The sequence below is a fragment of the Saccharopolyspora antiqui genome, from assembly GCF_052246905.1.
In the GTDB taxonomy this organism is placed as follows: Bacteria; Actinomycetota; Actinomycetes; order Mycobacteriales; family Pseudonocardiaceae; genus Saccharopolyspora.
On the sequence record NZ_JBQQBO010000030.1, the window covers coordinates 1 to 13072 of the forward strand.

The window sequence follows — 13072 nt, forward strand, 5'->3', positions numbered from 1 at the left end:
CCCCCCCACGACCCGTGCCACTCGCTAGGAGCTCTTGATGGCAGTTTCTCGCCCGGTCGGTGCGGCGAGCACGGCAGGTCTGGTGCGCGACGATGCCGAGGCACTGGAGTCGGCCGCGCGATTCGCCGAGCGGTTCGCCGCCGGTGCCGCCGAGCGGGACCGCGAACGCCGCATCCCGTACGCCGAACTCGATGCGCTGTCGGCGAGCGGACTGCTGGGCATCACCGTGCCGCGCGGCCACGGTGGCGCCGAGGTCTCGGCCCGAACGCTGGTCGAGGTCTTCCGGCGGCTGGCCACCGCCGACCCGAACATCGCGCAGATCCCGCAGAGCCACTTCGTCTACATCAACGTGCTGCGGGAGAACGGGACCGCCCAGCAGCGCCAGTTCTTCTTCGCCGAAGTGCTGGCGGGCAAGCGGTTCGGCAACGCCCAGTCGGAGGCCGGTAGCCGGACCGTGCAGGAGATCGAGACCCGATTGGTATCCACTGTGGATGGTGACTTCATCTTGCAGGGGACCAAGGCGTATTCGACAGGTGCGCTGCTGGCGCATTGGATTCCGGTGCTGGCCAAGGACGATCGGGACCGACTCCAGGTCGCCTACGTGCCGCGAGACGCGCCGGGCCTGACCGTTGTCGACGACTGGGCGGGCATGGGGCAGCGGACCACCGCCAGCGGGACCGTCCAGCTCGACCAGGTTCGCGTTCCGGCGGATCGGGTGGTGCCGCACCACCTGACCTTCGACCGCCCGCAGCTGCACGGCGCGCTCGCGCAGGCGCTGCACGCGGCGATTGACGTCGGTATCGCCGGGGGAGCGCTGTCCGACGCCGTCGAGTTCGTGCGCACCCGCAGTCGGCCGTGGGGCGAAGCCAATGTGTCGACGGCGGCGGAGGACCCGCTGACCATCCAGCGGTTCGGGGAACTCGCGGTTCGGTTGCGGGCCGCGGAAGCGCTGCTGGACTCGGCGGGCGCGGCGATCGACGCGGCGCGCGCGGACCTGACAGCGGAATCAGCGGGGGCGGCTTCGATCGCGGTGGCCGCCGCGAAGGTGTTCGCCGACGGCGTCGCGGTGGAGCTCAGCAGCGCGCTGTTCGAGGTCTCGGGGACCCGATCGAGCCTGGCGGAGGCCAACCTGCACCGGCACTGGCGCAACGCCCGCACGCACACCCTGCACGACCCGGTCCGGTGGAAGATCCAGCACATCGGCCGCTACGTGCTGGGCGGCACCCTGCCACCCCGGCACGGCCAGATCTGACGGTCGTGCGCTCGCGGCCCGAGCACTGACGAAAGTCAGGTGTTGGCCGACGGAAGTCCGAGCCCGCGCCGCGCCCGGTGTCCTGGCGTCGCACCCGACCTACCATTTCCGGGTGACCGATGCCTGCGCTCCCGACAGCCGACGCTACGAACGGTGGCTGCCGCTGATCGCGGCAGTGCTGGCCGTTCTCGGCGCGGCCTTCGGCGCCGCCGTCCTCCCGGGCCCGACCGCCGCAATCGCACCTGCGCTGGTAGTCGGGTTGCTGGCCCAGCTCGCCGTGACGGCGGTGCTGCCGCTGCTGACCGCGCATCCGCACTTGGGTTTGGGCGCTGTGGTGATCGTCGCGGTGCCGATGTACTTCATCGATTCGCCGTGGCACACGCTGCTGACCGAACAGGCCGTGCTCTGGGTTGCGCTCACGCTGACCTGGTTCACCGCGCTGGTGGTACAAGGTTCCCGAACACCGCGCCAGTTGCAGATCTCCGGCGCGCTCGTGCTGGTCTACTTGCTGGCCGCAGGCACGAATGCGGCGTTCACCGGGCGTTCGGTGGTGGCCGCGACGGTGGAAGCGGCCGCGCCGATCCTCGGCGGCGTGACGGTCAGCCTGGCCAGGCGGCTGCGCCAGGCCCGCCGCGACCGCGTTGCGGCGCTGGCTCGGGAGCGAATCGCGTTGGCCCGGCAGGCACGGGAGAGCGAGCGGCAGCAGTTGGCCGCCGAGATCCACGACACGCTCGGGCACCTGCTCACGCTGCTCGTGCTGCACGCCAATGCTCTCGCGGTCACGACGGCCGACGCCGATGCGCGGCAGGCGGCCGAGCAGATGAGCCACCTGGGAACCGACGGGCTGAACGAACTGCGCCAACTGCTGGATCTGCTGGGTGCGCCGAACCAGGCGTCGCTGGCGGTCCCGACGCTGGACGAGCTGATCGACGAAGCGCGCGCCGCGGGGCAGGTCGTGCATCTCGAAACAGCGGGCGACGTCGCGGAGTTGTCGCCCGCTCTCGCCCGGACTGCGCACCAGGTGGTGCGTGAAGGGCTGACCAACGCGCGAAAGCACGCACCAGGCGCTGAAGTGCACGTCAACGTCACGCTGGCCGAAGCCGTCGAGGTATCGGTGCGCAACGGGCCAGGAGCCGCTGGTTCCGGCCCCGGCAACGGGCTGGGGCTGCAGAGCCTTCGGCGGCGGGTCGCGCTGCTCGGTGGGAGCTGCGAGCACCTGCCGACCGCCGACGGCGGCTACGCTCTCCGGGCAAGCTTGCCCATTGGCGGCACCGGAGCGGATGAGCAGGACGGCACGTGGACGCTGACGCACCAGCCGTGACGACCGACGGAGTCGTGCACGTCGTCGTGGTGGACGACGAACCGATGGTCTGCGATTTCCTGCGCATCATCCTCTCCACCAGCGGACAGATCGTGGTGGATGCGGTGGCGCACGATGGCGCCTCGGGTGTCGAAGCGGCGGTCCGACACCGTCCGGACGTGGTTCTGATGGATCTGCGGATGCCCGGCGTGGACGGTGTTACCGCCACCGCCGAGATCCGCGCGCTGGCGAATCCGCCGGTCGTGGTCGCGATGACCACCATCGACACCGATGACCACGTGCTGGCCGCCCTGGATGCCGGTGCGACCGGTTTCCTGCTCAAGACCACACCTCCGGCCAGACTCGTCCCGCTGGTGGTGGCAGCCGCGACCGGCGCATCGGTGCTGTCCCCGGAAGCGGTGCAGCGACTGCGCAACCACCGCCCGGCGGAGCCGCCCAAGCGGCCCGATCCCGAACTGGACGCGCTGGGCGAACGGGAGCGCGAGGTGCTCGCGCTGGTCGCGGAGGGCATGTCCAATGCCGACATCGCGGCCCGGCTCTACCTCAGCGAAGGCACCGTGAAAGGTCACGTCTCGCGGCTCATGACGCTGTTGGGGTGCGACAACCGAACCCAACTCGCGCTGCGCGCCGTCCGCTCGTGACACCGCCCGCCGCCGGATCCCGTTGACGTCGAAGGCGAAACCCGCTGCCGTTGACGGCTTTTGGAGCACTCGGGTGGTGCGCACTGCCCCACGGCAACACCCGCGTCCGGCATGCTCGAACTTCTGGCCGATGTACGGCGGGATTACATGTACCCGGCTGCTCGGCATGCCGCCGACAGGTCGAGCACCATCTGGCCCAGCTGCGACATGTGCTGGGCCGGGTCACCGCCGGTCTGGATGGACACCGACGCTGCCGACGCGAAGGCTGACAACAGCGTCGACTCGTCGCGGATGTCCGGGTTCGTGGACTGCATGCCGGTCTCGCCCGCGTCGGCCAACTCCTGCGGGTTGCTCTGGTAACCGCGTGCCTCGATCTCCTTCATCGTGTCGCACACCTGCCGACCCGCAACGTCGAACGAAGCCGAGGGCGGCGGGCTGCTCGGTGCGGCAGTCGCGGTCGTCGTGGGGCTCGACGACCCGGTGGCCTCGCCCTCGGACGAGTTCCCATCGTTCCCAGCACATCCGGCCAACGCCGTCGCCACGGTGAACGCGGTCAGAGCGGATGCGAAAAGCCGCCGAGTATTCATGGCTCAACGCTAACGAAGAGCCTGGGGACCGGTCCCGCGAATCGTTTGATGCGCGATCAACTCCTCCGGCCCTGCCCTGCTGGCCCGGGAAAGGGACTGCGATCAGCGGTGATCTCCCGCGTCGGGCTCGTCCGGATTCGGTGACATGATCCTTGCCCGCACCCCGTTTCAAGCGCCTGGCCTCGAACTCGTGCTGGCGACCGGTGTGGGTGGCGGAGTTCGATCGGCCGCCCTGCCCGTTCGGAGACGTGCACCGTCCGCTCGGAGGTGTCCATGAAGGACCGTTCTGGTGGGTGCTCGGCGCAGTGGCGCCGCGGAACCGGATGGCCGCGCGGCGCTTTCGTTCGCCGGGGGTTCACGTTCCGGTCGGGTCGGTCGCGTAGGTTCCGGCCATGAACACTGCTGATCAGGCATCGTTGACGCGGCGTGCGGTGCTGGGCGGCGCGTTGGCCGGGGCCGGACTCATCGCGGTCGGTGGCACCGCGGCCGCCAGCCGCAAGGTCCGGGTGCTGATCGCCACGAACGAACCCTGGGGCACCTACCACGTCGAGCCGCTGCTCGCCGAAGCCGCTCGTCGTCGCTGGCAACTGACCCAGCTGGTCCCGGACTTCTCCCAGATCGCCCCGGATGATCCGGTGCCGACCGCGGTGCCGGATGCGGCTGGGCACGCCGACCTGCTGGTGATCAACGGCGCCGAGGACTGGCCCGCGGACTGCGCGGCACGTTTCCGCCGACTTCCGCTGGTGGCCAGTTCGCTGGCCTACCTGGACCCGGTGGAAGCCGCTCGCGCCAAGCAGGTGCGTCCCCGGCTGCGGGCGATCACCTCGTCGTCACCGGCGGAATCCCGCGCGTTCGGCGAATACCTCGGCACGCACCGCAAGATCCAGGTCGTCGGCTCGCCACAAACTGACGCGCTGCCGCAGCGCGCCCCGGAGCCGGGCTTGGTGCTGGTGCTCACCAGCGTCACCCATGACGACGACACCGGCGACGCCGCGCCGGGAACCGAACTGCTGCTGGCCGCGGCGGAACAACTGCAGGCGGCCGGAAAGCGCATCCTGGTCGGGCTGCACCCCAGGGAAGATCCGGCGCTGTGGAGCCGCTACGAGATCAGCGACGTGCCCTCGCTACAGGCCTCGGCCAGGGCCGAAGCCGCGATCGGAATCCCCGGCACGGTGTTCCCGCTGATCGCCGCCGTCGGCACACCCGTGGTCGGCTGCACCGACCCAGCGCTGACCGTACCGGACTACCTGCTCTCAGTCTGCTCCACCACCATCGACGACCCCGCAAAAGCACTCTCCGCAGTGGACAAAGCCCAACTACCCGACCAGAAGACCCTGGCCGATGCAGTCGGCCCAATCGGCGGTTCAGCCAACCGCCTCCTCAACACCTGGTCCCGCGCCATCAGACGGTGAAAAAGGAGTGAGGGGCACCCGTGACCCAGTTACTTGGTCACGGGTGCCCCTCACTCATCACCCGAACGGAGATCCGGGGCGCCAGTTGCGGCGCCGTGCGGCGGTGTTCGGGGAAGCTTTCAGACCTCGTCAGGTTTGGCGTGGTCTGGCACGCCGGGGTTCGGGTCGCGGGACAGGTCGATCAGCGGGTGCACCCCGGCGCCTTCCGGTGCTTCGTGGTGCGGCTTGCCCGCGGGGTCGCTGGTCGAACGGTCGACTTCGGTACTCACTGTTTCCCTCCGGTCGACCGGTGCCGTGTGCACCGGCCAGTGGTTCCAGGACATCACCAGGATGCCAACCGGGTGCACCCGGACGCCGTAGGAAAAGCTGCGACGCACGTCACTGATCGGGGCGCGGCGAGCGTCCGCAGCCGCCCGCCAGCGGCCGGTCAGGCGAGCGTGTCGGCAAGCCGTTCGGCCGTCTCCAGCACGTCATCGCGCAGCGCCAGCAGCTCGTCCCGGGGCACCACGAAGGTCACCGTCGACACGCTGACCGCGCCGATGGTCCGGCCGTCCGCCGTGCGGATTGGGGCCGCGACGCACCGGATGTTGGCTTCGTTCTCCTCTTCGTCGAGCGCGTAGCCCCGGTCCCGCACGGTCGCCAGTTCGCGGGTCAGCGCGTCCAGCGTGGTGAGCGTCCGCTCGGTGCGGCGTTCCAGTCCGGCCCGCTGGACGAACTCGGCCAGCGCCGCTTCGTCCAGCCCGGCCAGGATGCACTTGCCGATGCCGGTGGAGTGCAGCGGTTGTTCCGTGCCGACCCGGGAGGCCATCGCGAACGGCTGGCTGCTCTCGACCTTGTGCGTGTAGACGATCCGGTCACCGCTGCGCATGCCCAGGTGCACGGTCTGCCCGATCTTCTGCTGCAACTCGACGAGCACCGATTCGACGCTGTCCTCGCGGCCCGCCCTGATCACCATGGCGGCTACCGCGCGGGCGGTGGGGCCGATGCCGTAGCGACCGCCGTCGTGCGCCACCGCCCAGCCGTCCGCGATGAGCACGCTGAGCAGGCGGTGCGCGGTGGGTTTCGACAGCGCGGCTGCGGAGGCCAGTTCCGCGAGCCGCGTCGGTTCGTCCGATCGGCACAGCGCCTCGATCAGTCGGAGTACCCGGCGAGGTCCCGAACCGTCGTTCGATTTGGCGGTCAACGGCTTCGTTGCGGTCATTGACACCTCCGTAACGCCAACTTAGCGTGTGTCCGTTCTATCTTCCAAAATGATGTTCCGTCAGACGGAACGTGGGCCCGTTGGGGTCAACGTCAGGAGTTTCCCGTGACCAGTCAGGCAGAGCTACGGCAGCTTTCCGATCGCGCGGCCAGGCATGTCTTAAGCAAACACGGCACCGATACCGGTAACCGCACCGGTTGGCTGATGATCTCGACGATCCTCATCGAGGCGTGGGATCTGTACGCGATCTCGTTCTTGCTGCTGTTCGTCAAGAGCGATCTGCAACCCAGCGCCACCATGCTCGGCCTCGCGTCGGGCGCGGTGCAGCTCGGCGCGCTGATCGGTGCGCTGTGCGGCGGCTGGTTCGCCGACCGGTTCGGGCGCCGCAAGGTCTTCATCACGACGATGGCCCTGTTCGTCGTGCTCTCCCTGGCGCAGTCGTTCGTCACCGACATGTGGCAGCTGGTCATCATCCGATTCCTGCTCGGATTGCCGCTGGGCAGCGACATCTCCACCGGCTACGCCTACATCATGGAGTCGATGCCCAAGGGCAAGCGGGAGGTCATGGGCAACCGCTGGCAGGGCATGTTCGGGCTCGGTGAGATCGCCGCGATCGCCGTGATCACGGGGATGTACCTGTCCGGGATGGACCACAGCCTGCTGTGGCGGATCGGCCTGGGCCTGGGCGCGGTGCCCGCCCTGGTGCTGCTGATCGGTCGGCTGGACGTGCCCGACACCGCGCTGTGGCTCATCCAGCGCGGCAAGTTCAAACAGGCCAAGTCCGTCGCGAAGAAGATGTTCGACGACGACTTGGAAATGCTGCCGGACCAGGACTTCCGCATGCAGCAGCCGCGCGTCCGCGACTTCCTCTCAAGCATCTGGCGGGACCCGGTGCGTCGCCGGGCCAGCATCTTCTCCTGGATCTCCAACGGCATGCAGGGGGCCGAATTCTCCGCCTTCGCCTTCTACCTGCCGGTGATCCTGGTGCTCACCGGGGTTTCGGGGATCGGCGCGACCAACTTCGTCACCGGCGCCATCTACATCATCGCCACCATCAGCGGATTCGTGGCGCCCATGGTGACCCCGCGACTGGGCCACCGCGGGGTGGCCCGATGGGGCTTCGGCACGGCGTTCGTCTCGCTGCTGCTGGCCGCGCTGTTCCTGCAACTGGACTGGAAGTTGCTGGTGCCGCTGGCCGCCGCGGGGCTGATGTGGGGGCACTACTGGGCCGCGTCCAACGGCATGACGATCTCGTCGATGGTGGCGCCGAGCCGTTACAAGGCAACGGCTTCCGGCTTCGGCTACATCTTCGTCAAGCTCGCCGCCTTCATCACCATCTTCTTCTTCCCGATCCTGTTCACCGCGCTCGGCGTGCCGCTGGCCACGTTGATCGTCTCGGTGCTGTCGTTGATCGGATACCTCGCGGCGACCTACATCCTCCCCGAGGTCTACGGCTACGTGGAGCAGGAGGAGTCCGAGCCGCTGCAACCCGCGCAGCGCAGCTGACCGAAGCGGTGCGGGGCGAGTCCGGCTCAGCCCCGCACCGCCTCGTGCTCGTGCGTGAAAATGCCGGTCCTCGCTGGAACAACCGCTCACGAGCGACAACGGCCGCTCAGGCGTTGGTCCGCTCCGGCGCCGGGGCGGGCCTGCCTTCGAGGTTGCGTCGGAAGGTCTCCGGTGCGCAGTACATCGACGCGGCGGCGATCAGCGCTCCCGCGGCGATCAGCACCGCACCGCCCCACTCGCCGCCAACGGCGAAGCCCTGGATCAGGCGCAGCACCACGAGCAGCGCTGGTGCGGCGAGACCGATCTGCCCGTAGGTGGGCAGCAGGCCGATCAGCGTCGTCGCCGCGCCCATCAGCGTCAGCGTCATCACCAGCGTCGCCTTGCGCCCACTCGATGACGCTGCCGATGGTGCTGGAGGTCAGCGTCGCCGAAGCCGATGAGGTCCCGGTGCGCGTCGCCTCGGTCGAGGGCATGGTGCCTCCGCGTGTCTCGTCGATCGGATCAGGAGCGGGAAGCGGCCCAGGGCAGGGGAGCGTCGGCGTACTTGGCGGCGCGCACGTCACCGGAGCGGGCGTGCCCCTCGAACAGCTCAACGCGGGCGGCCCGGCCGCACACCTCGCCGAGTCGCGCGCTGGAGGCGGTGTCGGTGACCTCCTGGTAGGTCACGGTCTTGAGGTACTTGCCGACCCACAGCCCGCCCGTGTAGCGGGCCGCGCCGCGGGTGGGCAGCACGTGGTTGGTGCCGATGACCTTGTCCCCGTAGGAGACGCAGGTTCCTTCGCCGAGGAACAGCGCGCCGTAGTTGCGCATCTTCGCCAGCGCCGCGCGCGGCTGCGCGGTGAGGATCTGGACGTGCTCGCTGGCATAGGTGTCGGCGAGTTCGTAGGCGGCGTCGAGATCGTGGACGACGTGCACTTCGCCGTGCTCGCGCCAGGCGGGCTCGGCGTTGGCGCGGGTGGGCATGCCCGGCAGCAGTTGCTCGACGTGGTCGAGCACCGCCTGCCCGAGGTCCCGCGAGGTGGTGATCAGCACGGCGGGGGAGTCGGGGCCGTGCTCGGCCTGGCTGAGCAGGTCGACGGCCACCACGAACGGATCGGCGGTCTCGTCGGCCACGATGAGGATCTCGGTGGGACCGGCGAACAGGTCGATGCCGATCTCGCCGTAGAGCTGCCGCTTGGCTTCGGCGACGAAGGCGTTGCCGGGGCCCGCGAGCATGTCCACCGGGGCCATCGTCTCGGTGCCCAGCGCCATGCCGACCACCGCCTGCACGCCGCCGAGCAGGTAGATCTCGTCGGCACCGGCGAGGTGCATGGCGGCGACGGTGGCGTCCGGGACCTCGCCACGGATCGGCGGCGTGCAGGCCACCACGCGCGGCACTCCGGCGGTCTTCGCGGTCAGGATCGTCATGTGCGCGGATGCCAGCAGCGGATACCGGCCACCGGGCACGTAGGCGCCCGCGGCGGCCACCGGGATGTGCTTCTGCCCGAGGTGGACGCCGGGCAGGGTCTCGACCTCGAACTCGCGCATCGACTCCAGCTGGCGTTCGGCGAAGAACCGGACCTGCTGCTGGACGAACCGGATGTCGTCGATGACCTGCTGCGGCACCCGCGAGACGATCTCCTCGATCTGCTCGGGCGACAGTCGGAATGACTGTGACTCCCACTGGGGCTCCCACTGGTCGAAGCGGGCGGAGTACTCGCGGACCGCCTGGTCGCCGCGGGTTCGGATGTCGCTGATGATCGCGGCGACCTTCTCCTGCACCTCGGGTTGGGAGGTCGTGGTCGCGGCGGAGGTGGTGGCCGGGGCCTTGAGGGCGAATGTCATGGCAGGCGCGACTCCTTCGTCGTGTTTACGTACACATCGCACCCTAGGTCGCTATTGTGTTTACGTAAACCCTCGGTTTCGCTTCCTCGATTCAGGGTGTGGGAGGTTTCCTCGGTGGTCACCAGTCGGCACGTCGCGCAACTCGCCGGTGTCTCCCAGATGACGGTCTCCCGCGTGCTGCAGGGCAGCAGCAAGGTCGCGCCCGCGACCCGGGAGCGCGTGCTCGCGGCGATGAAGGAAGCCGGTTACCGGCCGCACGCGGCGGCCCGGACGATGCGCACCAGGCGCACCGCGACCGTCGGCGTCGTGGTCGCCGACATCACCAACCCCTTCTACCCGCAGCTGCTGGAAGCCGTCGGTCGGGCGCTCGACGAAGCCGATCAGCGGATGATCCTGTGGAACGCCACCGATCCCGGCGAGGCCAGCGCGCTGACCGCCCTGTCCGAGGGCACCGTGGACGGGCTGATCTTCACCACGGTGGCCGAAAGTTCGGCCCCGCTGGAGGAAGCCTTGCGGGACGGGCAGCCGATCGTGCTCCTGCACCGGGGGCTCGACTCGCTGCCCTGCGATCAGGTCACCACCGACAACATCGCCGGTGGCCGGGCCGTCGCCGACTACCTGGTGGCCGCCGGTCAGCCGCGCATCGGGTACATCCGAGGTCCCGAGCTGCCCAGCACCGCCCGGTATCGGGAACGCGGCTTCCGCGAGCGGCTCGCCGAGCTGGAGCGGCCGCTGGCGGCGGAGTTGACGGCGCCGGGCGGGTTCTCGCACGACCAGGCGCGCGCGGCGATGCGCGAACTGCTCGCCCGCGACGATCCGCCGACCGCGGTCTTCTGCGCCAACGACGTGACCGCGTTCGGCGCGATCGACGCCGCGGTGTCGATGGGCCGTCGGGTGCCGGAGGACGTGTGGGTGATCGGTTACGACGACATCGCGATGGCGTCCTGGGATTCCTACGACCTGACCACCGTGCGCCAACCCATCACCGACATGGCCCACGCGGCGGTCCGCCTGCTCCTGGAACGCATCGACGACCGCTCGCTGCCGCCCCGCCAGCAGAACTTCCCAAGCGAATTGGTAATCCGCCGATCAACCGCCAACACCACGCTTTAGCGTTCAGAATTCGGCGCGGACCACTCGCATCCAGTTCCCCATGGAGTTCCAGCGGCTCACCAGCCGGTACATCGCTCGGACGGTCGGGTTCGGGATCTTCGCGTACTGCGAGAAGATGGCGACTTCCGCCAGGAACCGGAACTTCGGATTCCAACGCTCGACGTCCCGCCCCTCCCGGATCGCCGTCAACCAGGCCGGATACCCGTACGTGCTCTTGGGCAGTCGCCGCGCCAACCACTGGGTCATCCGAGCGGCCGAGGGCGCGACCCCGTCGAAGATCAGTTCCCCGGTGCTGAACCGGTCGGTGAGCCGCCGCAGCAGGAGTTCGACCTCGTGGGTGGGCAGGTACATCAGCAGGCCTTCGGCGATGATCAGCACCGGCTGCTCGGTGGGGATTTCGGCCAGCCACGCCGGATCGGTCGCCGACATGCCGATCGTGCGGTAACCCTCGGGTTCCGGGTAGAGCTCGCGGCGCAGTTCGATGACGTCGGGCAGGTCGACGTCGAACCAGCGCACCCCGGACGGCCGGTCCAGGCGGAACGCCCGGCTGTCCAGGCCGCAGCCCAGTTGCAGCACCGTCGCCTCGGGGTTGCGGCGCAGGAAGTCGACGGCCCATTCGTCGAGCTGCTTCGCGCGCAACGCGACCCCGAACCGGTTGCCCGCTACGCCGGGCCGAGCCACCTTCGCCCAGTCGTAGTCGATCCGGCCCACCGCCTCGGCGGCGGCCCGGTCGCCGAGGATCGGCTTCTTCGAGCGGCCGTCCAGTGCCCGGAGGTAGAGGGTGACGAGCATCGTGGACTGCACGCCGGTGAAATCGACCTTGCCGGTCATCGGTCGCTCCTTTTGGCTGCGCGGTAGTCGATCCACCGCTGCATCAACTCTTCGCGGGCGTCCTTCGCGGTGAATTGGCAGAAATCGCGGAGGTCTTCGAGTCGTTCCCGTTGTTCCGGGCGGTCGTCGCCGATCATCGACAGGCCGAACTCGGCCGCCTCGACACCGGAATCCATCCTGGCCAGCTGGACCTGCAAGATGTGGGTGAATCCGCCCGCGGCGATCCGGTACAGGTGCTGGCGGGTCGCCGAGGGCAGCCGGTCGACCAGGCCGCCTTCCTGCATCGGGCGGATCATGGTGCTGATCGACGCCTTGCTCACGCCCAGTGCGGCGGCCAGTTCGGTCAGCGACTGCTGCGGGGGATCGCAGATCATCAACCAGCCGTAGATCCGGCCCATCGTTCGCGGCGCGCCGATGGTCTCCATGAACAGGCCGATCCGGTCGATGAACTCCGTCTCGTCCGGTGACATCAATACCGCCTCGATCGTTCAGCAGATTCTGAACGTACTTTACGTTCGGTGCGGTCATCGCGGCAAGGACAACCCACGTCCGGTAGCGAACGGGCCCGCCGGGTCGGCATGCTGATCAGGACCCGCATCGCCGATCCCGGAGGATTCCGTGCCCACCGCCACATCGATCGACCTGACCGAACGAAGCACCGCGCTCGGCGGCTCCCGAAAGCTGACCGGCCACCTCGCGAAGCCGACCACCGAAGGTCCGTGGCCGGGAGTCGTCGTCATCCACGAGGCGTTCGGCGTCGACGACGTCGCGCTGCGGCAGACCGAGCGACTGGCCGAGGCGGGCTACCTGGCGCTGCTGCCGAACCTCTACACCGACGGTGGTGCCCGGCGCTGCCTGGTCCCGACGATGCGCGCCGCGCTGTCCGGGCGCGGAAAGTCCTACGCCGACATCGAAGCCGCGCGCACCACCCTCGTCGAGCACGCGGACTGCACCGGGAAGGTCGGCTTGATCGGCTTCTGCATGGGTGGTGCGTTCGCGCTGGTCACCGCTGGCCGGGGCATGTTCGACGCGGCGTCGGCGAACTACGGCCAGCTGCCCAAGGACATCGACCACGCACTCGCCGACGCCTGCCCCGTGGTGGGCAGCTACGGTGGCCGCGACCGACCGCTGAAGGGTGCTGCGGCGAAGCTCGACGCGGCCCTCGAACGGGCCGGGATTCCGCACGATGTCAAGGAATACCCGGAGGCGGGCCACTCGTTCCTCAACGATGCCGAGAACGGCCCCGCGATCCTGCGCCCGCTCCTGCGGATCGCCGGTATCGGCCCGCACCCGGAATCCGCCGCCGACGCCTGGCAACGAATCGAGTCCTTCTTCGACGAACACCTGAAGACCGGTCGTTGACGTCGTCTCGGATGGGGAGGCG

Annotated in this window: 13 protein-coding genes and 1 pseudogene; 7 read left to right on the top strand and 7 right to left on the bottom strand. The window is 69.1% G+C overall.

Annotated features, from left to right (window positions below; translation table 11 throughout):
- The first annotated feature begins 37 nt into the window (after positions 1 to 37).
- From ACTWQN_RS32720 to ACTWQN_RS32730, 3 genes are all read left to right on the top strand, one after another.
- Positions 38 to 1252: an SfnB family sulfur acquisition oxidoreductase gene (locus ACTWQN_RS32720; RefSeq protein ID WP_443207503.1), complete on the top strand. Its 1215-nt coding sequence runs from the start codon at positions 38 to 40 to the stop codon at positions 1250 to 1252.
- Between the two features lie 112 nt (positions 1253 to 1364).
- Positions 1365 to 2573, top strand: a complete 1209-nt coding sequence (locus ACTWQN_RS32725; protein ID WP_443207504.1) for a sensor histidine kinase — start codon at positions 1365 to 1367, stop codon at positions 2571 to 2573.
- Positions 2549 to 3214: a response regulator gene (locus ACTWQN_RS32730; RefSeq protein ID WP_443207505.1), complete on the top strand. Its 666-nt coding sequence runs from the start codon at positions 2549 to 2551 to the stop codon at positions 3212 to 3214. Before ACTWQN_RS32725 ends, ACTWQN_RS32730 begins: the two co-directional genes overlap by 25 nt.
- A 143-nt stretch (positions 3215 to 3357) precedes the next feature.
- Here ACTWQN_RS32730 and ACTWQN_RS32735 read toward each other — a convergent pair whose 3' ends face one another.
- The gene (locus ACTWQN_RS32735) at positions 3358 to 3801 is read right to left on the bottom strand and encodes a hypothetical protein (protein WP_443207506.1); all 444 of its coding nucleotides are present in this window, start codon (positions 3799 to 3801) and stop codon (positions 3358 to 3360) included.
- Positions 3802 to 4193: 392 nt separating this feature from the next.
- Here ACTWQN_RS32735 and ACTWQN_RS32740 point away from each other — a divergent pair, with 392 nt between their 5' ends.
- A complete protein-coding gene (locus ACTWQN_RS32740) occupies positions 4194 to 5213 on the top strand; it encodes a hypothetical protein (protein WP_443207507.1) in 1020 nt (339 codons plus the stop codon).
- A 119-nt stretch (positions 5214 to 5332) separates the two neighbouring features.
- On the opposite strand, the gene ACTWQN_RS32745 is transcribed toward ACTWQN_RS32740, so the two are convergent.
- Positions 5333 to 5482, bottom strand: a complete 150-nt coding sequence (locus ACTWQN_RS32745) for a hypothetical protein (protein ID WP_443207508.1) — start codon at positions 5480 to 5482, stop codon at positions 5333 to 5335.
- A 158-nt stretch (positions 5483 to 5640) separates the two neighbouring features.
- Positions 5641 to 6414 carry an IclR family transcriptional regulator gene (locus ACTWQN_RS32750; RefSeq protein WP_443207509.1) on the bottom strand — a complete coding sequence of 258 codons (774 nt, stop codon included), beginning with the start codon at positions 6412 to 6414 and terminating at the stop codon, positions 5641 to 5643.
- Between the two features lie 204 nt (positions 6415 to 6618).
- On the opposite strand from ACTWQN_RS32750, the gene ACTWQN_RS32755 reads away from it, so the two are divergent.
- Positions 6619 to 7920 carry an MFS transporter gene (locus tag ACTWQN_RS32755; RefSeq protein WP_443207510.1) on the top strand — a complete coding sequence of 434 codons (1302 nt, stop codon included), beginning with the start codon at positions 6619 to 6621 and terminating at the stop codon, positions 7918 to 7920.
- A 211-nt stretch (positions 7921 to 8131) separates the two neighbouring features.
- Here the strand turns inward: ACTWQN_RS32755 and ACTWQN_RS32760 are convergent.
- Together ACTWQN_RS32760 and hisD are read right to left on the bottom strand one after the other, a co-directional pair.
- A pseudogene (locus tag ACTWQN_RS32760) lies at positions 8132 to 8308 on the bottom strand (MFS transporter); the annotation flags it as partial.
- Positions 8309 to 8421: 113 nt separating this feature from the next.
- Positions 8422 to 9744, bottom strand: coding sequence for a histidinol dehydrogenase (gene hisD / locus ACTWQN_RS32765; protein ID WP_443207511.1), 1323 nt, complete (start codon positions 9742 to 9744; stop codon positions 8422 to 8424).
- Positions 9745 to 9858: 114 nt separating this feature from the next.
- Between hisD and ACTWQN_RS32770 the strand changes: the two genes are divergently transcribed.
- A complete protein-coding gene (locus tag ACTWQN_RS32770; RefSeq protein WP_443207512.1) occupies positions 9859 to 10857 on the top strand; it encodes a LacI family DNA-binding transcriptional regulator in 999 nt (332 codons plus the stop codon).
- Between the two features lie 3 nt (positions 10858 to 10860).
- Here the strand turns inward: ACTWQN_RS32770 and ACTWQN_RS32775 are convergent, their stop codons facing one another.
- Positions 10861 to 11688, bottom strand: coding sequence for a class I SAM-dependent methyltransferase (locus ACTWQN_RS32775; protein ID WP_443207513.1), 828 nt, complete (start codon positions 11686 to 11688; stop codon positions 10861 to 10863).
- A complete protein-coding gene (locus ACTWQN_RS32780; RefSeq protein ID WP_443207514.1) occupies positions 11685 to 12158 on the bottom strand; it encodes a GbsR/MarR family transcriptional regulator in 474 nt (157 codons plus the stop codon). Before ACTWQN_RS32780 ends, ACTWQN_RS32775 begins: the two co-directional genes overlap by 4 nt.
- Positions 12159 to 12306: 148 nt before the next feature.
- On the opposite strand from ACTWQN_RS32780, the gene ACTWQN_RS32785 reads away from it, so the two are divergent.
- A complete protein-coding gene (locus ACTWQN_RS32785) occupies positions 12307 to 13050 on the top strand; it encodes a dienelactone hydrolase family protein (RefSeq protein WP_443207515.1) in 744 nt (247 codons plus the stop codon).
- Positions 13051 to 13072: the final 22 nt, after the last annotated feature.